Origin of the sequence: Sphingobacterium sp. BN32 (genome assembly GCF_030503615.1) — a bacterium.
In the GTDB taxonomy this organism is placed as follows: domain Bacteria; phylum Bacteroidota; class Bacteroidia; order Sphingobacteriales; family Sphingobacteriaceae; genus Sphingobacterium.
On record NZ_CP129963.1, the window covers coordinates 4,326,720 to 4,348,906 of the forward strand.

At 42.5% G+C, this 22,187-nt stretch carries 22 protein-coding genes; 7 read left to right on the plus strand and 15 right to left on the minus strand.

Annotated elements, in window-relative coordinates; all coding sequences use genetic code 11:
• Positions 1-175 precede the first annotated feature (175 nt).
• The 3 genes from QYC40_RS18345 (at position 176) to QYC40_RS18355 (ending at position 4,624) form a co-directional block, all read left to right on the plus strand.
• Complete coding sequence (locus tag QYC40_RS18345) at positions 176-2,611, plus strand: PIG-L family deacetylase (RefSeq protein ID WP_301991692.1); 2,436 nt, start codon at positions 176-178, stop codon at positions 2,609-2,611.
• Positions 2,612-2,623: 12 nt separating this feature from the next.
• Positions 2,624-2,821 carry a hypothetical protein gene (locus QYC40_RS18350; RefSeq protein WP_301991693.1) on the plus strand — a complete coding sequence of 66 codons (198 nt, stop codon included), beginning with the start codon at positions 2,624-2,626 and terminating at the stop codon, positions 2,819-2,821.
• A gap of 105 nt (positions 2,822-2,926) precedes the next feature.
• Positions 2,927-4,624, plus strand: a complete 1,698-nt coding sequence (locus QYC40_RS18355; RefSeq protein WP_301991694.1) for a sodium:solute symporter — start codon at positions 2,927-2,929, stop codon at positions 4,622-4,624.
• A 36-nt stretch (positions 4,625-4,660) separates the two neighbouring features.
• Here the strand turns inward: QYC40_RS18355 and QYC40_RS18360 are convergent, their stop codons facing one another.
• From QYC40_RS18360 to QYC40_RS18395, 8 genes are all read right to left on the minus strand, one after another.
• On the minus strand, positions 4,661-5,587 hold the full coding sequence (locus tag QYC40_RS18360; RefSeq protein ID WP_301991695.1) for an N-acetylmuramoyl-L-alanine amidase: 927 nt from the start codon (positions 5,585-5,587) through the stop codon (positions 4,661-4,663).
• Positions 5,588-5,592: 5 nt separating this feature from the next.
• Positions 5,593-6,639 (minus strand): DUF3078 domain-containing protein, encoded by a 1,047-nt coding sequence (locus QYC40_RS18365; RefSeq protein ID WP_301991696.1) that lies wholly within the window; start codon positions 6,637-6,639, stop codon positions 5,593-5,595.
• Position 6,640: 1 nt separating this feature from the next.
• On the minus strand, positions 6,641-7,402 hold the full coding sequence (locus QYC40_RS18370) for a hypothetical protein (protein WP_301991697.1): 762 nt from the start codon (positions 7,400-7,402) through the stop codon (positions 6,641-6,643).
• 68 nt (positions 7,403-7,470) lie between these two features.
• Positions 7,471-8,319, minus strand: coding sequence for a glucosaminidase domain-containing protein (locus QYC40_RS18375; RefSeq protein ID WP_301991698.1), 849 nt, complete (start codon positions 8,317-8,319; stop codon positions 7,471-7,473).
• Positions 8,320-8,332: 13 nt separating this feature from the next.
• Complete coding sequence (locus QYC40_RS18380) at positions 8,333-8,839, minus strand: glycoside hydrolase family 73 protein (RefSeq protein WP_301991699.1); 507 nt, start codon at positions 8,837-8,839, stop codon at positions 8,333-8,335.
• A gap of 21 nt (positions 8,840-8,860) precedes the next feature.
• Positions 8,861-9,496 carry an O-methyltransferase gene (locus QYC40_RS18385; protein ID WP_301991700.1) on the minus strand — a complete coding sequence of 212 codons (636 nt, stop codon included), beginning with the start codon at positions 9,494-9,496 and terminating at the stop codon, positions 8,861-8,863.
• Positions 9,497-9,637: 141 nt separating this feature from the next.
• Positions 9,638-10,261 (minus strand): GTP cyclohydrolase I FolE, encoded by a 624-nt coding sequence (gene folE, locus QYC40_RS18390; RefSeq protein ID WP_149527574.1) that lies wholly within the window; start codon positions 10,259-10,261, stop codon positions 9,638-9,640.
• A 27-nt stretch (positions 10,262-10,288) separates the two neighbouring features.
• The gene (locus QYC40_RS18395; RefSeq protein WP_260040024.1) at positions 10,289-10,702 is read right to left on the minus strand and encodes a 6-carboxytetrahydropterin synthase; all 414 of its coding nucleotides are present in this window, start codon (positions 10,700-10,702) and stop codon (positions 10,289-10,291) included.
• A gap of 52 nt (positions 10,703-10,754) precedes the next feature.
• On the opposite strand from QYC40_RS18395, the gene mqnB reads away from it, so the two are divergent.
• The 3 genes from mqnB to QYC40_RS18410 all read left to right on the plus strand — a co-directional run bounded on the left by mqnB (position 10,755) and on the right by QYC40_RS18410 (position 13,669).
• Complete coding sequence (gene mqnB, locus QYC40_RS18400) at positions 10,755-11,381, plus strand: futalosine hydrolase (RefSeq protein ID WP_301991701.1); 627 nt, start codon at positions 10,755-10,757, stop codon at positions 11,379-11,381.
• A gap of 120 nt (positions 11,382-11,501) precedes the next feature.
• A complete protein-coding gene (locus tag QYC40_RS18405) occupies positions 11,502-12,488 on the plus strand; it encodes a pyruvate dehydrogenase complex E1 component subunit beta (protein WP_260040022.1) in 987 nt (328 codons plus the stop codon).
• A gap of 434 nt (positions 12,489-12,922) precedes the next feature.
• The gene (locus tag QYC40_RS18410) at positions 12,923-13,669 is read left to right on the plus strand and encodes a DUF6263 family protein (protein ID WP_301991702.1); all 747 of its coding nucleotides are present in this window, start codon (positions 12,923-12,925) and stop codon (positions 13,667-13,669) included.
• A 65-nt stretch (positions 13,670-13,734) separates the two neighbouring features.
• Here the strand turns inward: QYC40_RS18410 and gcvH are convergent, their stop codons facing one another.
• Positions 13,735-14,115, minus strand: a complete 381-nt coding sequence (gene gcvH, locus QYC40_RS18415; protein WP_149527579.1) for a glycine cleavage system protein GcvH — start codon at positions 14,113-14,115, stop codon at positions 13,735-13,737.
• 73 nt (positions 14,116-14,188) lie between these two features.
• On the opposite strand from gcvH, the gene QYC40_RS18420 reads away from it, so the two are divergent.
• Complete coding sequence (locus tag QYC40_RS18420) at positions 14,189-15,385, plus strand: anhydro-N-acetylmuramic acid kinase (protein WP_301991703.1); 1,197 nt, start codon at positions 14,189-14,191, stop codon at positions 15,383-15,385.
• Here QYC40_RS18420 and QYC40_RS18425 read toward each other — a convergent pair.
• From QYC40_RS18425 to QYC40_RS18450, 6 genes are all read right to left on the minus strand, one after another.
• A complete protein-coding gene (locus QYC40_RS18425; RefSeq protein ID WP_301991704.1) occupies positions 15,379-16,041 on the minus strand; it encodes a DUF2461 domain-containing protein in 663 nt (220 codons plus the stop codon). The genes QYC40_RS18420 and QYC40_RS18425 overlap by 7 nt on opposite strands.
• Before the next feature lie 6 nt (positions 16,042-16,047).
• Complete coding sequence (locus tag QYC40_RS18430; RefSeq protein ID WP_301991705.1) at positions 16,048-16,845, minus strand: phosphatidate cytidylyltransferase; 798 nt, start codon at positions 16,843-16,845, stop codon at positions 16,048-16,050.
• Positions 16,835-17,062, minus strand: coding sequence for a DUF2007 domain-containing protein (locus QYC40_RS18435; RefSeq protein WP_301991706.1), 228 nt, complete (start codon positions 17,060-17,062; stop codon positions 16,835-16,837). The genes QYC40_RS18430 and QYC40_RS18435 overlap by 11 nt, the downstream gene beginning before the upstream one ends.
• Positions 17,043-17,972, minus strand: coding sequence for a CPBP family intramembrane glutamic endopeptidase (locus tag QYC40_RS18440; RefSeq protein WP_301991707.1), 930 nt, complete (start codon positions 17,970-17,972; stop codon positions 17,043-17,045). Before QYC40_RS18440 ends, QYC40_RS18435 begins: the two co-directional genes overlap by 20 nt.
• Before the next feature lie 12 nt (positions 17,973-17,984).
• Entirely contained in the window at positions 17,985-18,698 is a 714-nt protein-coding gene (locus QYC40_RS18445; protein ID WP_301991708.1) for a DsbA family protein, read from the minus strand.
• A gap of 65 nt (positions 18,699-18,763) precedes the next feature.
• On the minus strand, positions 18,764-22,063 hold the full coding sequence (locus tag QYC40_RS18450) for a S41 family peptidase (protein WP_301991709.1): 3,300 nt from the start codon (positions 22,061-22,063) through the stop codon (positions 18,764-18,766).
• Between the last annotated feature and the right edge of the window lie 124 nt (positions 22,064-22,187).

Below are 22,187 nucleotides of genomic sequence, written 5' to 3' on the forward strand. Positions count from 1 at the left end.
TTTATAGTACTTTTATAATCGTTAAAGGTTAGACCCGAAGCAAATTATCCTGCCAAATCGAACCGATAGGTTTATAATCAGGGTTTGAAGTCAAAGATTTTTAATTGTTGGTAAAAGGAATCAAATTATTTTTGATTCCTTTTATTTTGTACTGAAACTTCGTTACTTTTAAGATATGATGCAAAGAACCCTATTCCTCGTCATTCTATACCTATGTTCAATCACACTATCTTTTAGCCAGCAAAGCTATTCATCGGCGCTGATCAAGTCTAAAATAGATAAGCTTTCTACCTTGGGTACTGTACTATATTTTGCGGCGCATCCGGACGATGAAAACACACGTTTGATAGCTTGGTTAGCCAATGAAAAGAACTACAGAACGGCATATTTATCATTGACTCGAGGAGATGGCGGACAGAACTTACTAGGCACAGAGCAGGGCATTGAGTTGGGTTTAATCAGGACGCAGGAGCTATTGGCAGCTCGCGCTATCGATAAAGGAGAGCAATATTTCAGTTCTGCCTATGATTTCGGTTTCTCGAAAACGCATGAAGAGACTTTCTCATTTTGGCAAAAGGAAGAAACGCTAAGAGAAGCGGTTTATCTAATCCGTAAGCTACAGCCGGATGTTATCATCAATCGCTTCCCTCCCGACACACGTGGAGGACATGGTCATCACCAAGCGTCTGCTATCCTTGCCAAAGAAGCTTTCGAGGCTGCAGGCGATCCAAAGCGATTCCAAGAACAGTTAAAAGACTTGAAACCATGGAAAGCAAAACGCTTGCTGTGGAACACCGCCAATTTTGGCGGAATGAACAATACGCGCGAAGATCAGCTAAAGGTCGATATTGGTGCTTATAATCCATTATTGGGATATTCTTATGGGGAAATTGCTGCTTTAAGCCGCTCACAGCATAAGAGTCAGGGTTTTGGTGCTGCTGCAGGTCGTGGCAAGTCCATCGAATACTTTGAGGCCGTTGCAGGCGATGAGGCTAAAGAAAGCTTATTTGACGGTATTGATTCCAGCTGGAAGCGCCTCGGCGAGTCTACTTCAGCCATTGAACAGACTATCAAAGATATTCAAAATACGTTTCAGGCGGAAGCCCCAGCAGCGTCAATCGATAAACTGATCAACTTGCATACCTTGATTTCAAAGCTTAAGCCCTCTGTTTACAAGACGCAAAAGCTACAAGATGTCGAAGAGTTGATTATCGCGTGCTCGGGATTATGGATCGAAGCCACTGCTAGCGACTTCAACTATGTGGTCAATGAAGAGATTCCGGTTTCCAACGAACTTATCCTTCGCAATCCTGGAATTAAAGTGCGGGTAAAGTCGATTAATGGTAAATCCATTGATCAAGAATTGCCATGGAATGAGGTCAAGAAATATGAGGACAACCAGTCCTTTTCGGTGTGGACACAGCCTTATTGGCTGGAAAAGCCACATAGCCTTGGAAAGTTCGCTGTAGATGCGAAAGATTACGGTAATCCGGAGAACAGCAACTTGCCGAGTTCGACATTTATCCTGGATATTAACGGGTTTACATTTCCTGTAGAGCGTCAGATTAAATACAAATACGTTGATCCTGTAGAGGGTGAGGTATATGAGCCGATGAGCATTAGTCCGGTTATTACGGCTTCCATCAACCATCCCAATATGTTGCTCCAACAAGGAGAAACAAAGGTTTTGACTATCACGTTGAAGAACAACTCCTCAAAAAAGCAACAAATTGATCTTACTTTTAAGCAGTCAGATGGTCTGCAATTAAACCCTAATAGTTTTACTATCACATTCGAGCCGAATCAGGAGATTATAAAGACCGTAGAAATCAGCAACCCGAAGAACAGTGCTTCCTCAAGCATTGAACTTCTTGCCAATGGGGTGCCGCTTCATGATTATAAACGTCTTCTATACCCGCATGTCCCTCCGATTACGTGGTTTCCTCCTGTAAAATTACAAGTGAAGGCCTTAGAATTGAATAATCCAATTAAGCGCGTCGCTTATATTGCCGGAGCGGGCGACCTTATTCCTAGTTCATTAGCCAATATCGGTATTCAAGTCGAGCAGTTATCGGAGTCTCAAATTACTACTTCGAGTTTGCAGGGCTATGATGCTGTTATTCTAGGGGTTAGAGCCTATAATGTAAGTCGATCCATTCAGCGTTGGTTTCCACAGCTGATGAGCTATGTGGAGCAAGGCGGGACAGCCTTAGTTCAATATAATGTCAACTCGCGAACTGGCATCGACCAGTTCGGACCTTATCCGTTTAAGATCAGCCGAGCTCGAGTGACGGAGGAAGATGCGAAGGCAACATTTGTTGAGCCAAAGGATCCTGTACTCAACTATCCGAATAAATTAACGCAAAAAGACTTCGACGGATGGATACAAGAGCGCGGGCTATATTTCGCGGAAGACATCGATAAGCAATACCGAACGCCATTATCCTTCGCTGATCAAAATGAGAAGCAGCATAAGGGCTCTTTACTAGTCGCAAAATATGGAAAGGGCAAGTTTGTCTATACTTCTTTGGCGTTTTTCCGACAATTACCGGCGGGAGTGCCCGGAGCTTATAGATTATTTGTAAATTTGCTAGCTAACGAAGAAAAATAATAATAACATATAATGGAAAATCAAATCGAAAACTCTAACGGAATCAACGTAAAAGGAATTATTTTATTAGTTGGTGTTTTATTAGCTGCTTTAACTGCTTGGGTTGCAACTGGTACTTTTTTAGGTGTAATTACCGGTACAGTAGCGGGTTTAATCTTCGCAATTTTCTTTATTTCGGTTTTATTACCGTATAAAAAACATGACAGATAAGGGACTTCCTCCCTTCGTACGAAATTGGAGACAATTCTATTGGATCATTGTACTCTGGCTTTTCGTATGTATAGTCCTCATGTATTTTTTCACTAGATACTTTGGATGAGTAGTATCGACTGGATAGTACTCATCCTCACCTTGCTTTCTATAGTGCTTTATGGACTCTATAAAAGCAAGAACGTCAAAAATATTGACGGCTACATCCTTGGTGACCGCTCTTTACCCTGGTACACCGTAGGTCTTTCGGTCATGGCGACACAAGCCAGCGCAATCACCTTTCTTTCTGCCCCAGGATTAGCGTATTCTTCAGGAATGAGTTTCGTCCAATTCTATTTCGGACTTCCCTTGGCGATGATTGTACTCTGTATTACTTTTGTCCCCATCTTTCATAAGCTGAAAGTCTATACCGCCTATGAATTTCTCGAGAAACGCTTCGACGTAAAAACCAGAGTATTAACGGCAATCCTCTTTCTAATACAACGAGGCATATCAACCGGGATTACCATATTCGCCCCTGCCATTATCCTATCCACCATTCTTAACATCGATTTGACCGTGACAACCTTGTCCATCGGTGCGCTTTTGTTGATCTATACAGTATACGGTGGAACAAAGGCAGTATCCTATACTCAATTGCTACAGATGTCCATCATATTCGGCGGGCTACTTTTAGCCGGTGTATTGGTGGTACAGTTACTTCCAGAACATATTGGGTTTACGGAGGCTCTCCATATTGCTGGGAAGTCGGGAAAAACCAATGCGATAGACTTTACCCTCGATTTAGATAATCAATATACTGTATGGACGGGTCTTATCGGCGGTTTTTTTCTCCAACTTTCCTATTTCGGAACAGATCAAAGTCAGGTGGGTCGCTATCTGACAGGATCATCGGTTAAAGAGAGCCGTCTAGGCTTGCTCATGAATGGTCTTTTAAAGGTCCCTATGCAGTTTTCTATCCTGTTGATAGGTATACTTGTCTTTGCGTACTATCAGTATCACACGCCGCCCCTATTCTTTAATGAACAGGAAACTACCAAACTCGAGCAAAGTGCCTACAAAGCGGATTACCAAAAGATCATGCAATCGCATGAAAAGATAAGCGCCGAGAAAACACTTGTGGTTAATGAACTGACAGATGCGCTAGCGAAAAAGGAAGATGCGAAGATCGATGGCATCCGTGATCGGCTTGCGGCATATAACAATCAGGAAAAAGAACTCCGCGCGGATTTGGTGGACCTCATGAAGAAAAATGATAGCGCCGCTGACACCAACGATAATAACTACATCTTCTTAAAGTTCGTTACGGATGTGTTTCCAAAGGGATTGATCGGGTTATTAATTGCAATTATTTTCCTGGCATCCATGGGTGCTACGGCCAGCGCGATCAATTCCCTGTCCTCTACTTCTGTCATTGATATCTATAAGCGTTTTGTGAACAAGGATGCAAATGAGAAGCATTATTTAAATGCCTCTCGAATCGCGACCGCCTTTTGGGGTGTATTTACGATTGCAATCGCCCTCTATTCTAGTAAACTCGGCAATCTGCTGGAAGCTGTCAATATCCTTGGATCCTTATTCTATGGGACTATATTGGGTATCTTCTTGGTAGCATTCTATATCAAAAGAATTGGCGGAAAAGCAGTTTTTCTTGCCGCTATTCTTTCTGAGATTATCGTCGTAGGTATTTGGAGATTGGATGTTGTTGCGTTCCTATGGCTTAATCTGATTGGCTGTGTCTTTGTGATTGCCTTAGGTTTGATTCTTCAGGAATTGATGGGAAAGAAAAAAGGGCTGGGTTAAGAAAGAAGAGGCCGCTGAAAAGCGACCTCCAATATTCTAATAATACTTCCTATACAAATCGTATATAATCGCCTTATCCCTATCCGTTAAAACCGGACTCAGATCCGTCCTTACATACTTCTTCTTGAACGCTCGGATTACCGCAGATTCATTCTTCATATCATAGCCCATTAACTTAAGCGCATCGATAGGATTGAATGTCGCTGGAGCGGGCATTAGGTATGACTCGTTGAACCATATACCAAATCCTCGTGCTGCAAGTCGATCCCAAGGGAACAACACATTCGGATCATCCTTTCTCCCGGGCGCGAAATCGCTGTGTCCAATGAAGTTTAATTGCGGAATGCTGTATCTCGTCTTCAGCGTATCCAATAAGGTCAACAAGGCGTTAATTTGCGGCTCTGGGAAGGCGTCGAAACCATTGTTGTCTAGCTCGATCCCGATAGACACGGAGTTCATGTCTGTAATCTGTCCCCATTTCCCTCTTCCGGCATGCCAGCCACGCATATAATCGTTCAGCATCTGCACCACACGACCATCACGGCCAATCACATAATGGCTGCTCACCTTGGTATGCGGGAGCTGAAAAGTACGTATCGTCTGCGCTGTACTGTTTTGGGAAGTATGATGAATCATGACGTAGGAAGGCTTCCTCCAATCATAATGCATCGCTTGCGCGAAATCGTATTCTTTATGAATACCTGTCGTAAAAAGCTGCTTTGCTTGCTCCTCCGGACTAAGTGGAGCATTCGGATCTATTTGATTGTGCTGATTCGCTTGTTGGGTAATTTGCTCATTCAGCGTCACAGTATCTTTTGGAATAACTGTATTTTCTACAACCTCAGAAGGTTTTATAACGGCAGTTTGTGGGTTTTGTAAGACGGTTGTTTTCTTGGCTGTTGAACAAGCAACCAAGAAAACTAACCCTACTCCTACGACCAAAAACTCTTTTATCTTCAACATCCAATCTATTTTGGTAAGTTAAGAAGCAAACCTACTGCCAAAGCTTGATTCCACTGTACCGCTCCATCCATCGCCGAGTCGTAAAGCATTGTACCACTTAAGGATACATTTATTAATGAGGTTACTTTTGCTGAAAAGGTTGCGTCCAAGCGGTGTGCCGGATCGTTCATATCCTCATAGTCAGCAAATAAATTATAACGGGCTTTCAAATTGAGGTTCTTCGTCAGATTACGATCTAAATTCGCTGTAAGCTGGAAAGCCAGCTCGTTTTTAAAGCTCTTACCCTCTTCCACACCGTATTTCTCGCCGGTTCCTTTGCTATGATCCTTAGGATTTGGGTAAACCCCATAGCGTTGGAAATAAGCATCAGCAGATCTTGGCTTAATTCTTTCATCCAAAATAATAGTCTGACGTGCTGTACCCGTACCGAAACGTAAGGAGAAAGTGTTATCGGGTTTATACTCCAAACCCAGGGATTCTGTAAAATATCCTGGAGACATGAATGCTGAAACCACGCCGGTAATTGAATCCTGTCCGTCCGCTGCCTTCGCATAAGTATAACGGCTATCAAACTGCGATTCGAAAGTGAACGAGGTATAGATCGCCCAGCTTTTCGACAATTTGTAGGAAAGCTTATTATCCCAGAACACACGGTCGTTGTTAGGCTTTGCTAACTGTCCTTCGTTTCTGATCTTACCATACTTCAGGTCAATCTCTGTGGTAAAGTTGAAATTATTCTTCGTATAATCGGATTTATGCCATATCAAGCCCATAATCGCCCATGAGTTGATACCACCCAGCTTCCAGTTATCACTAAAAGAGGCCTGATTAAAGTTGATTCCGATCTTGCTCCAATGTTTCCAGTAGTTTACCTTTAGATCCAACTTCGGGATAGGAACATTAATATTCTTTACATTCAATGCTTTTCCTTCTTTATTTTCATTGATTGTCGTGTCAGGTTTGACGCGCAAATCCTTCAAATCTTGCGCATGTGCTACGGAAAACCCAAGCATCAAAAGAAAAAATGGTAATAGGTAGAATTTTATCTTCATATTATTTTTTTTGATTAACATCCAGCTTTATATCAGGCAACTCACGCAAAGGTCGCAAATTTGGGTGTAGTTTAAACACTTCGTACTTACTTTTTATATATTGTACCAATTGATAATGATTAGCTTTTGAGATAAACTCGTACGAGGGCCGAAATAAACGCATATATACTTGCAGTTGCTCGTCCTCTAAACCTGTCAGCGAACGCACCAAATCGGGCGAAAAATAAAAATCAACGATATTCTCTTCATGTATTCGTTCGATATGCTGCGTAAAGCGTCGCGCATTCTTTGCTTCGCGGCTTACCAAACTATACAGCGCATCAATACTAACCCCAGCGCCAGTTGGTCCGACCGTAAAATAGTCTTTCGGCTGTGCCAGATCGAAAACTTTCTTATAGTCTCTTTTTATCTCTTTTAATACATCATCCGGCGAGCGACGACCATATACCTGTACCGGATCTATACGTTTGACCGCAGGCGTTAAATTGATGATCAATGCTTGCTGATTGTTGAACGTCAATGTGTCGCCGACATAGCCTAACTTACGAATCGATATCCGGTCACCGGCTTGCGCCTTCAAACTAAACTCACCTCGCGAATCGTTAAATAGCAGTACGTTGGTGCTTAGGTTTTTAATTTGTACCTCTCCCAAGCGTTGCTTAGACTCTCTATCATAAACAATACCAGACACCAGCGTTTGGGCATATAGGTTGCTAGATAAAGAAACTAAAATTAGAAAAAGTAGTGCTATTAGGTTTTTCATCTAATACCAAAACTACATCTTAGAAGAATAGGTTGCTAATATTTAACATCTTTTAATGAGCCGTGTAACTATTTTGATACGACTAAAAGCTGTCCGACATAAACACTTTCACCAGACAACCCGTTCATTTCTTTCAATGCGGCTACCGTCGTCTGATATCTGCTTGCAATATTCGTTAATGTGTCGGAGGCTTTAACCTCATAGATTTGCATGGCAACAGGCTTCTTGATTTCCTCTGCTGGCACCTGAGGTTCCACCACTTTCTTTTCTTCGATAATTTCTTCAACGCGTTCCGCGCGAGCGATGACCTCGACATGTCGTTCCGCTACGTCATACTGTTGTAGATTGTAGCGCTCGATCAGATCGATCAGCAATTCCGGATATCGAGGGTTAGTCGCATATCCTGCCGCCTTCAACCCGCGAGCCCAGCCTTTATAATCGTCTTTTTTCAACGCAAAGAGCGGCTCGTAGCGCTTTCTTAACAAGAATTGCGAGTGGTCTTTAAAAGATTGTTCAGGATTATTATATACGCGGAAGCAATCGTTTACTGCATCGTCAGGTCGCGTAACAGAGCGTCCGGACCATGAACCGCCACACTTGATACCAAAGTGGTTGTTTGCATTGACAGCTAAGTAGGAATTACCGTTGCCCGATTCCAATAGCGCCTGTGCTAGTTTAATACTTGCCGGAATACCATACTTGTTCATCTCTTCGATGGCAATGCCTTTATATCGGTCGATATAGGCCAATCCTGTCATCGACACAGCTCCCTTGTTACCGCTGTTTCCCGATGTATTGGGGCGATGGGTCGTCCCCTTGTTCGAACCAGGTTTCTGTAGTACTGTAGAGCGCTTCGTTCCACATGAAACAAAAAATATGGCCAATATTAAACTGGCCAACATCAATCTCTTTGTCATTCGTTAAGTACGATTAATTCAGATTTATCTTTTCGTCGTATTTCTCTAGGTTGTATCGATCAATCGTAGAGATCACCTTGCGCGACCAATCGCCGGTTGCCGAATAGCCGGATTTGGCAATCCCTTTTACCCAGGCTTTATAGTCGTCTGATTCATGCTTATCGAACAAAGGTTTGGTAGCCTTTCTTCTTTGCAATAGCCCAACGAAATCCCGATAAGAGTCTAGTACGGAACCATAGCCTTTATAAGCAGAGCGAATCTTCGTACTGTTGTTTTTTCCCTTAATCCCGAAATGGTTATTTAGGTACTTCGCGATACGGCTGTTTCCGTATGCACTTTCATGAATGGCTACAGCTAATATTACTGATGCTGGAACCCCTGTTTCTCGCATTAAGCGTTGCGCATCTGTGCTGTGCTTCGCTATATACGTTTTTGTTGTGTAGTCTTGCGCATGCAAGCTTAAAGTTGTAATTACGGTAAGTATACATACCATAAAAATCTTTCTACAATGTTTTAGCATAAACCTGTTTTTAGTTTAACACTACTTTTTGCGTAGCACAAAAAGTCCGTCACGTATCGGGAGAATTAATTTTTCTACCCTATTATCACTCGCCAGTGTTTTGTTTAATTCAATTACTTGTTGTGTTTGGCTGTCCGGCTTATCATCAAAAACCTTGCCTTTCCACAAGACATTGTCTATTAATATCACCCCTCCTGTCTTCACCCGATCAATAAGCTCCTGAAAATAATACAGATTGCGTTTCTTATCAGCATCTATAAATATCAAGTCAAACTGACCCTCGATTGTTGGAATAACTTCCGCGGCGTCTCCAATGTGATAAACAATTTGCGATGCATAGTCCGACTGCTCAAAATAACCCTGAACGCGCTCCTGCTGCTCTTCGTTGATATCTATGGTATGTAAAACGCCCCCCTCTGCTAATCCCTCCGCTAGGCAAATCGTCGCATAGCCGGTGAATGTTCCTATTTCAAGCGCTAATCTTGGTTGTACCAATTTGCTAAGCATCGACAGCACCCTTCCTTGGTAATGTCCCGACAGCATATGCGGCATGGTCTCCTTAAGATAGGTCTCTCGATTGACCCTTTTTAACAACGCATTTTCCTCATCGGTAGTATATTCCAAATAGGAATTTAGACGCTCAAAATCTTCAAACATACTGCGCAAAGGTAAAAATTTAGTTTTTATAAAACAATGATTTTTTATTTAAAAGACTGCTAATCAAAAGATTACACGGTAACGGGAAAACAAAAAAACCGCTTTAAAAGCGGTTTTAACAAGTATTATATTTAGAGACTTTTAGTCTAAAGATGCCGTAATCAAGCGTAAAAACTCCGATCTCGTCACGTCGTTTTGAAATGCTCCTGTAAAAGCAGAAGTCGTAGTTACCGAGTTTTGCTTCTGTACACCGCGCATCGCCATACACATATGCTTGCATTCGATAACAACAGCTACGCCTGCAGGTTTTAAAGTATCCTGAATACAGTCGCGGATCTCGTTGGTCAAGCGCTCCTGAACCTGCAATCTGCGCGCAAATACATCTACAATGCGTGGAATCTTGCTCAATCCTACAATATGACCATTTGGAATATAGGCGATATGCGCTTTCCCGAAGAATGGAAGCATATGATGCTCACACATCGAGTACACCTCGATATCCTTCACCACCACCATCTGACTGTATTCTTCTGCAAACATGGCGCTGCGCAAAACTTCCGAAGCATCGATATCATAACCATGCGTCAAAAATTGCAATGCCTTCGCCACGCGCTCCGGCGTTTTCACCAAGCCTTCGCGGTTTGGATCTTCGCCCAAGGCGTCTAATATGTCTTTATAGTGGTTCGCAATACGCTCCACATGTTTTTCATTGTATTGATCTATTTTGATATAGCCGTCTTGTTCTGCTTCGTCAAAATCGTGCATATTCTTTCTTTTAAAACTAATGATGAGTTAATCGCCGAAGTATTCGACCGAGTTATTTTCCGTTTCGTGCAAACGAATGGCATGAAGCGTTACATTTTCTTTTGCAAAGTGAGGTTTCAAGATGTGGAAGATTTCCATAGCTATCACTTCCGTTGAAGCCATCTTGTCTTTCATGAAGTCAACATCCAAGTTAATGTTCTTATGATCCACTTTGTCGATAATCTGCGTGTTAATGATCTCTTTCATCAACTTAAGATCGATCAAAAACCCGGTCTCCGGGTTAATCTCGCCCTTAACAGTAACAAACAGATCGTAATTATGGCCATGCCAATTAGGGTTTGCACAGATACCAAAAACTCGTTCATTTTCCTCCGGAGTCCAGTCTTCCCTATGCAATTTATGGGCAGCGTTAAATCGTTCGCGTCGTGTTATATAAATCATAGTACAAAGATAGCGTAATTTAATGTAATTTAGCGTGCATCCATTTAGACATATGAAAATTCTTATCGTCGCGGCAACCGAGTTCGAAATCGCAGAATCCATCCCTTTTTTACAAGAGTATCAGGTTGATTATCTGGTCACTGGCGTCGGAATGACCGCAACGGCATTTAGCCTCGGACAGCAATTGGCTAAGGAAACTTATGAGCTCCTTCTCAATGTCGGCATTGCAGGCTCTTTTGACTATTCGCGAGTGCTTGGCGATCTTGTTCGGGTTACGACCGACCGAATCTTTGAATTCGGAGCCGAAGACAAGGATACCTTCATTCCGATCGAGACGCTGGGCTTTGGACAATCGGTCTTCCCCACCGTATTGCCTGAGGTTGAGCTCCCTCCGGTCTACACAAAATTGGATGAAGTCGAGGGCATCACGGTTAATAAGGTGCACGGTTGTGAAAGATCTATTACCCGGCTGAAAGAACTGCTGAACCCGCAAACTGTTGAAAGTATGGAAGGCGCGGCATTTTTCTACTGCGCACGGCGAGCCAATGTGCCTGCTATACAAGTCCGGGCCATCTCCAATTATGTAGAAACCCGAAACACGAAAAACTGGAACATTCCGATCGCGCTAAGTAACCTGAACCGTTGCTTACAGGAATTTATCCTACAACATAGGTCATAATATTGTGATTATTTGCGATGAACGACACGCGAACATCGAAAATAGTACATGTGTTCGTGCTAAATATCGAGAAAATATAGTATTTTTGCATATCTTAAAAAGACACTATTCCTAACACTGATGAGAGAAATACAATTCAGAGAAGCCCTTCGTGAAGCAATGAACGAAGAGATGCGTAAAGATGAAACAATTTTTTTAATGGGCGAGGAAGTCGCTGAATATAACGGTGCTTACAAAGTAAGTCAAGGTATGCTTGATGAATTTGGTGCTAAACGTGTTATTGACACACCTATCGCTGAGCTTGGTTTTGCAGGTATTGGTGTTGGTGCTGCTATGAATGGTTTAAAACCAATTGTTGAGTTCATGACATTCAACTTCTCATTAGTAGCTATCGACCAAGTTATCAATGCTGCTGCAAAGATTCACCAAATGAGCGGGGGTCAATTCAGTTGTCCAATCGTATTTAGAGGTCCTACAGGAAATGCTGGCCAATTAGCGGCTCAGCACTCACAGAACTTCGAGAACTGGTTTGCAAACACACCAGGACTTAAAGTGGTAGTTCCTTCTAACCCATATGACGCTAAAGGTCTTTTAAAATCATCTATCATTGATCCAGATCCAGTAATCTTTATGGAGTCTGAGGTGATGTATGGCGATAAAGGTCCGGTTCCTGAAGAAGAGTATTACTTACCTATCGGAAAAGCAAACTTAGTAAAAGAAGGTACAGACGTAACGATTGTTTCTTTCGGTAAAATGGTTCCACGCGTAGTAATCCCTGCGGTAGAGGAATTAGCAAAAGAAGGAATCAATGCAGAATTAATCGACTTACGTTCAGTTCGTCCAATTGACTTCCCAGCAATCATCGAATCTGTAAAGAAAACAAACCGTTTAGTAATTGTTGAAGAAGCATGGCCTATCGCCTCGATCTCTTCAGAGATTACTTTCCACGTTCAAAAACACGCTTTCGATTACTTAGACGCTCCAGTTATCCGCGTAACATCAGCAGATGTACCTCTAGGATACGCTCCTACTTTAGTAGAAGCTTCTCTTCCTAGCATCGCTAAAGTGGTTAAAGCGGTAAAAGAAGTATCTTACGTTAAAAAGTAAAAAATATTTAAAACAAAAAAAAAGAGCTGTCCAATGGATAGCTCTTTTTTTTTGTTTTAGATTTTAGATATGAGACATTAGATTTTAGACGCGTGTCTTGAACCATACGCTAAAATCTCACATCTGACATCTAATATCTAAATCTATTCACGCCCTAGGTCTTAATACTAACTACTAAATACTTAGTACTAGATAAAACCATTACTCTCCCCTTTCAAACCCAATGTATAACCCTTTCAAGCCCGCTCTGGAAGGGCTTTACATTGGGTTTGAAAGGGGTTTGAATTGGGTTTAGAAAAGGACTGCCACGTAGGATGTAAAATATTTGTCTCTGCCTGGCTTGCTGACCGTTCAATTACTTATTTTTTTATGTACTTTAGAGCACTCAATAGATTAAATCATATAACGCTAATATTGTAGACAAAACATAAACTATGAAAAAATTACTTGTATTATTTTTACTATCCTCTGCTGCGTTTTATACTAAAGCGCAACAAGTTGAATTTAAAATCAACGTTCCTCTAAATAAGCCCTTTAAGCAAACGACAGTCATGAAAACGGATGTGGAAGGAGAACAAAGCATAATTATGGACATGAACATGAAAAACACCGTTACAGGCGTTAAGAAAGATGGTGTCAATTATGTGTTCGAATCGGTTACAGATGCTATTAAGATGGATATGGATGCGGGGATGATGACGATGTCCTATGATTCGGAAAACCCATCCGAAGATCCCATGACAAAGATGTTGGGTGCTGAGATGGAAAAACTAATCGGTAAGAAGATGGTTATGACCATCACGGAAAAAGGAAAGCTAGTGGACGTTGCGATGCCAGATGGTGTAGACACACCTGCTGGACAGTCTATGGAGAGCATGGGGATGACAGCAAGTTATCCAGATCATGCTGTAAACCCTGGCGATACCTGGAACTCAGAGATTGACAGCAAACAAACGAAAATCAAGGCTTTGAACAAGTATATAGGCAAAGATGCTGAAGGTTATATCATTGAGTCTACAGGCGATGTTTTCACGCCATCGGATGAGAAGATTGGTTCATTCACTTCTAAATATGTATTGGACGAGAAAACCCACTATACCAAAGGCGCTAATATGAAAATGGATATGAATGCGCAAGGACAAAAAGTGGTTCTTGAAATGAATATCAGCGTAACCCAATAGGTTTATCAGATAAAGAAAAAGCCCGATTGCTAACAATCGGGCTTTTTTATGGATTTCGCTTAAGACTAAGCGTTGATTTCTGATTTGTATTGATCTGCTGTTAATAAAGCATCAACGTCTGCAGCGTTGTTCAATTTCACACGGATAATCCAACCTTCACCGTAAGGATCCGAGTTTACTAACTCAGGAGATGCATCGATAGCATCGTTTACTTCTAAGATTGTAGCTGTAACTGGGATAAATAAGTCAGAAACAGTTTTTACCGCTTCGATAGTACCGAATACTTCATTCGCCGCTACTTCTTCACCTACTGTATTGATATCTACGAATACGATATCTCCTAATTCGCGTTGTGCGAAGTCTGTAATACCGATAACAGCCTCATCACCTTCCACACGAATCCATTCGTGATCTTTGGTGTATTTTAATTCAGAAGGAAAATTCATGTTTTTAATTTTTGTATTTCCCCAAAAATAGGATTAAGAAAGGAGATTACAAATTTAAATGTATTTTTATCGTATGAATAAGAGTATCGTTAAGCTGGCGAAAATAAGCCAAAAGGAAGAACGCCTAATTATCGGGTTAATGTCGGGTACCTCGTTGGATGGTTTGGATATTGCCATGTGTCGAATTGCCGGTTCGGGCACTTCTACAGAGTTATCGCTTCTTCACTTTACTACGATGTCTTATGAAGATGAGTTTAGAGAATGGATCCGTCAGGTCTTTGCGAAGCGTGCAATCGACCATCAGTTTCTTTGTGGGTTGAATGCTTACGTCGCTGAAGTCCATTCCCGCCTTATTCTGGATGCTTTAGCCGAATGGGGAATTGATCCGGAGGAAGTGGATGCGATTGCAAGCCATGGGCAAACGGTGTTTCATGCGCCACAATCACATACCGGCGATAAACGTCTGCCAAATTCCACGCTACAGATTGGCGATGGTGATCATTTTGCAATACGTACCGGCATCATCACCTTAAGCGATTTCAGACAGAAGCACTTGGCAGCGGGCGGCGAAGGTGCACCATTGGCGGCCTATGGTGACTTCCTGCTATTCAGCTCTCCTGATGAGCATAGAATATTATTGAATATTGGAGGGATCTCTAACTTTACGTTCCTGCCACAGGTCGGAACAGGCCTGGAAGCCTATGCTACCGATTTGGGTCCTGGCAATACCATGATGAACCAGTACATGTTTCGTCATTTTGGAAAAGAGATGGACTTCAATGCGGAAGTCGCGCTATCGGGCCAAGCAGATTCTGAACTCTTGGATCGTCTGAAAAACCATAATTTCTTGACGCTACCCTTTCCGAAAACAACCGGCCCGGAATTGTTCAACCTGGATTATTTGAATCTTTGTCTACAGGATCGTCAGGAGTCAAAAGATCTCACTCATGCGGATATGATGGCTACACTGAACAAGTTTGCTGCGGAAACAATGGTTGAGGGTATAGAACGGGCAATCGAAGGCTTAGAAAACGTAAAGATCTATGTGAGTGGAGGCGGTTTGCATAATCCTAAGCTTATGCAACAACTGGAAACAGCTTTCCCGAATGCGGTATCCTCCTTTCTGCAATTGGGATTGGACCCCGATGCGAAAGAAGCCTGTCTTTTTGCGGTATTAGCCAATGAAACTTTGGCCGGAGGCCCGGATAACGTTACTGCTATCAAAGACTCCCCAGCGGTATGTATGGGTAAAATCAGTCTTCCTTATTGATCCAATGCCGTATGAATAAACTGCTTGAAAGGGATCATGCTTTCGTAGGTTTTAATAACGATATCCAGAGCTTTGTTGGATTCCATGTCTTTGCGGCTGATATTCTTGGATAGAATAAAGCTGCGATGCTTGAGGATATCGATATGTTCATGATCGGCAGTATAACCAGCCGGAGGTCTGCTCAGCTTATCCTCGCCCGACATGTTTTCGGGCTTCCAGCCGCCTTTTTCCAGCGAATCGAACAAACCCTTGGCATTATAGTCAATCTCTTGTCTAATCGCTTCTAAATGTTGTTTCTCGGGGCGCCAATAGCCTACAGCAAGAAAAGTGTCCTCCGGAGCAATATGTATGTAATATTCTGGTCCGGCTAGCTTTCTGCCATCGACCGAGATACCGGCGGCAAACCAGGATTTATAAGGATCTTTATTTTTAGAAAACCGAACATCGCGATAGATGCGGAATAAACATTTCTTCGCTGAGATATCCGTATGTATATGGGGATCAAGCTCCGCCAATCGTTGAATGATCGCCTCAATAAATTCGATGACATTTTTGTGTGCAGCATCGTATGCTGCTTTATGCTCTTGGAACCACTCTCTATTGTTATTTTCCTTTAAGCCTAGCAAAAAATCAAAGCTTGCCTTATCGATCTTCATACGCGTCTAAATAAATAAGAGTATAAGAAATACTAATGGTGCTGCAATTAAAAGCCCGTCGAAACGATCTAAGAAGCCGCCATGGCCGGGAAGTATTTGTCCGGAATCCTTAATTCCGAGGCTACGTTTCAGCATGGATTCCACCAAATCGCCAAGCGTACCGAATACAGATATAATAAGCGCGACACTTCCCCACTGCATTTTGGTCAACGAGCCGAAATACTGCTCCAGATTCAATGCGATCAGGACTGCCAGCGCCACACCTCCAACAAATCCTTCCCAGGTTTTGTTTGGGCTAATCCGTTCGAAGAGTTTGGTCTTGCCAAAAGCTCTGCCCGATAGGTAGGCGCCTGTATCATTTGCCCAAAGGATAATCAAGAACCCTAATGGGATGTATGGATTGAAGCTCCCTTGAGTGAATCCCAATGCGATAAAAAATAGAAAGGGTATCGCCCCATACCAGATGCCCAGATAGGTGTATGCTATATCGTGGAAGGGTTTATCTCGTTTTAAGAAAAGAGAGGCAATGAAAATGAAGGAAAAAAGTGGCAGAACGAGCCATAGATATTTTACCTCCAGATGCCCTAATAGATATAAAGAAACTAGTAAAGCTAATACGGTCGCGGTGCCCAGACCGAGCGCCATGAGCGGCTTAGTTTCTTCGGTTTTGCAGATCAGGAAGAATTCGCGTGCGGCCAGTACGCCGATCAAGCTGAAGAATGCCACGAAGACATACGAGTTCAATAGCGTGGCAAGAACCAAGGCAATCACAAAAAAGAGTCCGGTTATCGCTCTAGTCTTCATTGTTTTGTAATTCTTCGTCGTTGAAACTATCAATTAGCGCTGTTGCTTCCAACGTATGCTCATTATCTACATAGAGTTCTACCAATCCAAAATGATAGGAAGAGTCTTGTTTATTTAATACGACTGCGGGGATATTGTTTTCTACCAACATCTGTTTTACGATTTCCGCCTGCAGCGCATTCGTAAAAACTTTTACTTTAGTCCAATTCGGATTCATCTAATCTATTTACTTCTTGTGACTTTTTATAAAAATAGTAACCAATCAATAAGGCGGCGATAAAGCTTGTCAAATATATGATTGGAGAGTACACGTCTGCAGATTGCAAGTCGTCGTATGTTTTTCCTTGCTTATGGAAAGTGAAAGCAATAATCGTTACTGTGGCATTGTTTACGAAGTGGGCAAATACCGGTACCCATATATTTTTGGTCCACACAAAGGCATATCCGAATATCAGGCCGAGAATCATTCGCGGAAAAAAGCCGAAGAATTGAACGTGGATTGCTGAAAAAATAATCGCCGTAATCCATATGGCAGCGTGCTGGTTGCCGAAAATGCGAAAACAGATGTTTTGTAAGGCGCCGCGGAAAAAAAACTCTTCTACGATCGCGGGTATTACAGCCATGACCAGAATATTCACGATTAACCATCTCGGGCTATCGACCATGACCAAGCTCTTGGTCAACTCGGCCATCGCATCCTCCTGCGTGCGCATCCATGTTTCAACCCCTACCAGACTTTCCGGTAGGCTCATTTCCATATTCCAGCGGCTGATGAGTTCCATAATCGGGCTCGCCGCTAATAGGAAAAGAAAGCTTAATCCTAGAAATAAATTCAAGCGCATATCCCTGGAAGGAAAATAGTTGAACTGATCTCTCTCTAAACGTTGTAACAGTATTGCAGGAAACAGGAATGTGCCTAGACTACTACTTGCTAATAGCAGGTATAATAAGCTACGGTTAGATTCAGCTAGGCTGAGTGGGTTACCGAGCGAACTGATATCGAATTTTCCGGAAAATAGCGCGAAAAGGACTATAACGACAATCTGTGAAGCTAAGGCTCCCACAAAGGTGAAGCCTAAAAGAGTCACTAAAGATAGCCATGGCGAATGTGGTTTGGCGGCGTTCATACCTATGATTACTTAGAAACTACAGCCATCGGGTCCACAGCTAGCATCGCTGTTTTGGTCATTTAACATTTGTATCCCGGGGTTTTTGGCTTTCCATTCGCTGAAGCTTTTTTCTAGCACTTCTACAAAGGCGGCAACGGGTTGAGCGCCGGAAACAGCATATTTACGATCGAAAAGGTAGAATGGAACACCTCGAATGCCGATGTGTTGCGCCTCTTTGATATCTTGTTTTACAGCGTAAGCATATTGTTCTGAGCTCAGCGCGTCCTTAATTTCTTCTGCGGAGAAGCCTAATGACTCGCCTACTTGTAGTAAAACCTCGTCATTTTCTATATTTAATCCAGAAACGAAATGCGCCTCGAAAAGACGTTCCTTCATTTCACTAGCTTTCCCTTTGTTTTCAGCAAAGTGGATCAGAATATGAGCCTTAAAGGTGTTTGCAGGGATGTTGGTATCAAAATCTATGGTTAGACCTGTTTCCTTAGCCATTTTGACCACATGGGAGGTCATTTCCTTGGCCTGCTCGATGGGCATTCCTTTTGATTTACTGAGCATCGAATATACCGTTTCACCGGGTGTAAAACGTGTTTCTGGGTTTAATTGATAGCTTTTATAGGCTACTTGAATTTGATTTGCAAAATCAACAGAAGCTAAAGCTTTTTCAAAATGATGCTTCCCAATATAACAAAAGGGACACATGATATCCGACCAAATTTCTATAAGCATAGTCAAAAATACTGTTTTAATGGCATTAAACGAAAAAGCCCCAGCTTTTTGCCGGGGCTTTCCTTTTAGTTGACACGGATTGGATCCGCGGGCTTCTTGAGTTCTTTATATGGATAGGTTTTTATTTCCTCTAATAACAGCTGTACGGTGCGTTCTAGCTGTGGATCTCTTCCTTCCAATAGATCTTTCGGCATTTGCTCAACAAAGATGTCTGGAGCCACCCCTTCGTTTTCTATGATGTAATTGCCGTTTAAGTCGAATACCCCAAAGTTAGGTGAAGTAACACTTCCGCCGTCTAATAACGGAGGGTATCCGGAAATACCAACCAGGATTCCCATGGTCGTGCGTCCGACTAGTTTACCCAGGTTTTTGAAACGGAACATGTAGGGCATCATATCGCCACCCGACCCCGCATTTTCATTGATGATCATGGCTTTCGGACCAAAAATACCGTTGCCTGGTGTTGTAAAGCTCTTTCCGTCGCGAATACCCCAGCCTGCGATAAGTTCGCGCGACAAGAGGTCGATTACATAATCGGCTACCGATCCTCCCCCATTATTACGCTCATCCAGCAACAAGGCTTTCTTGTCCATTTGCGAGAAATAATAACGGTTGAATGAAGTGTATCCTTCTCTACCGGTATTTGGCATATAAACGTAGGCAATCTGTCCATTACTTAATTCGTCGACTTTCTTTCTATTGCGCTCTACCCAATGCTGTCTGCGCAGGGCTACCTCATTTGCGAAAGAAATAGGACGAACAATAACATCTTTAGCACCCGATAGGCTAGGTTTATCATTCACCTTTAAGTAAATCTGCTTGCCTACTGTAAAGTCGAACAGGCTGTAGATGTCGATATCCGATGTTAGCTCTTTGCCGTTTACCGCAAGAATATACATGCCTTCGCGAATATGTAGTCCTGGCTCTGCCAAAGGGGCTTTAAACTCAGGATTCCAGTCCATACGGTTGTATATCCGTTTGATTTTATATCTATTGTTTTCAATAGCATAATCTGCACCCAACACCCCCGTAGAAACAGATGGAGCCGACGGCTCATCGCCTGGCATGATGTAGTTGTGGCCTACCACCATTTCGCCCATCATTTCATTCAATAAGTATCCTAGGTCGGAACGGTGATTTACATAAGGCAGGAATTTCTCGTACTTCGCTTTCACAGCATTCCAATCAACGCCATGCATATTCTCGACATAGAAGAATTCTTTCTGCATCGCCCAAACTTCATTGAAAATCTGATTCCACTCTGCCGCAGGATCTACCTGAAGCTTGATATTCTCCATCTTCAACTTACCGGATTCGCCAGCAGGCTTCTGACCAGCATTGACAATATAATAACCCTGACGCGTGCTGTATAACATTTGTTTTCCATCTGCAGATACGGCATAGCTTCCTAAGTTGTCGACCAGATTCTTCTCTTCTAGTTTGTTAAGATCGAACGCAAATAAACTACCGTTTCGAACGTATAAAAGCGTGTTTTCTATATTGCCGTTGAAATTATAAGCTCCTGAAGGTATTGGAAGTGCAATGATCCTGTTGTTGACGTTTGCATAATCTACTTTAACAGGCTTTACTTTATCTGTTGCTTTATCTTCTGTTTTCGACTTGTCCGTAGATTCTTTCTTGCCGTCTTTCTTCTTAGCAGGTTCTTTCTCCTTTTTCTCTTCTTCTTTCGCTGGAGCGTCGGTCTTTACTGTCTCCTCATCACTTTCATTTTTGAAAATCGAAGGACTGTCGCTGGAAAGAATAAAGGCATACGCATTATATTCCGGTCTTCGGTCATAGGCCGTCATGTGAAGACCACTATTGGTTAAACCAATGTTGGTACTTGCATTAAATACTAAGTATTTGGCATCACGAGTGAAAGTCGGCTGGCTCACGGCACTCATGCCATCAGTAATTTGTTGCGATTGTTTGCTGTCTAAATTATAGATGAATATCGCATTCACGCCATTTTTCAAGACTTTACTATAAGCGATAAGCTTGGAATCAAATGACCAACTCGGTTGGAAAGGATTGTAGCTTCTGCCTGTATGCGAGCCCAGATAATCATCTGCAACCTTAGTAATCTGCTTGGAGTCAATATCTACATAATATAAATTCAAATGCGCATCGTTGAAGAATAGCTTCTTGCTGTCTGGAGACCAAACGGGCTGGAAATAAAAGCTGGCATCGCCCAACTTGATGTAAGTTGGTTGATCCATAGCCTTTTGATCACGCAGCACAAGCTCATAGCGACCGTTTTTATCCGAGAGATAGGAAATCCATTTTCCATTCGGCGACCATGCTGGATATCGCTCATGGGATCCTGGTGAATTAGAGATATTCCTTGCGTCGCCCTTTTCTTTCGGCACGGTGAAGATCTCACCTCTGGACTCAAATAAGGCTCGCTGTCCCGTCGGTGAAATATTCCAGCCGCGGATATCATTATTCATATCTACGTAACGCGGGCGTTTGTAAACAGCATCTGCGTTTAATTGGATAGCAAGTGACCGGTTTTCTTTATTGCTCGTATTTAATAAATGTATTCTGCCCGCCTGTTCGAACACCAATTCATTGCCTTTGCCTTGTAGAGTTCGAACATCGTAATCTGTAAAATTGGTTAACTTCTCAACCTTCTTAGATTTGACATCGTAGCTGAACACATTGACTATTTTATCGCGATCGGATAGAAAATACACCTTGTCTCCCATCCAAATCGGTTTTACATCATTACATCGTTCGCCAGGAACCACCTGAACGTCTTTTGTTTTGGTATCAAAGATCCAGATCGAAGGCATACCTCCCCCTCTATAGCGCTTGAAAGCCACAGCATCACGCTCCGTAGGGTCCGTATTTTTGATATAAGCCCAATATCTTCCATCCGGAGATGGAGCGCCCTGAGAGGCTTCCGGCATCATCAAAGGAAGATCCAATGCCCCATCCAATTTAGATTTATACAAACGGCTGCCCAATGAAAAATCAAACTCTCTGGCAGTCGTAAAATAAACCTCGTCGTTGGATAACCAGCCACGAACCACATCAGCAGATGGATGGCTCGTAATTCTCTTCGGTTCACCGCCATGGATGGAAATTACATACACATCCGTATTGCCGTCATAATTCCCTGTAAAAGCAATCTGGCTGCCATCTGGTGAGAAAATAGGATTTCGCTCAACCGCAGGGTTGACTGTTAAGCGTCTCGGATGTTGTCCGTTTTTCTCCGCAATCCAGATATCACCTCCATAAACGAAGGCTACATGTTGATCGCTAATTGTTGGATGTCTTAAAAGGAGGGTTTCGTTTGTCGATTGAGCAAAACTAATCTGACTTGCTGACAGGGCAAGCAGAGTTAACAGATTCTTTAACATATATTCAATTGGTAGTCAAAAAAAGTGGGTTAAAAATTTCTCTAATATAAACTTAATTTTTCTGAAAGTACCCGCGTGCTGGGGTCATTGAGAAAATCATCGCCCGCCCTAACGCGAAGCCACC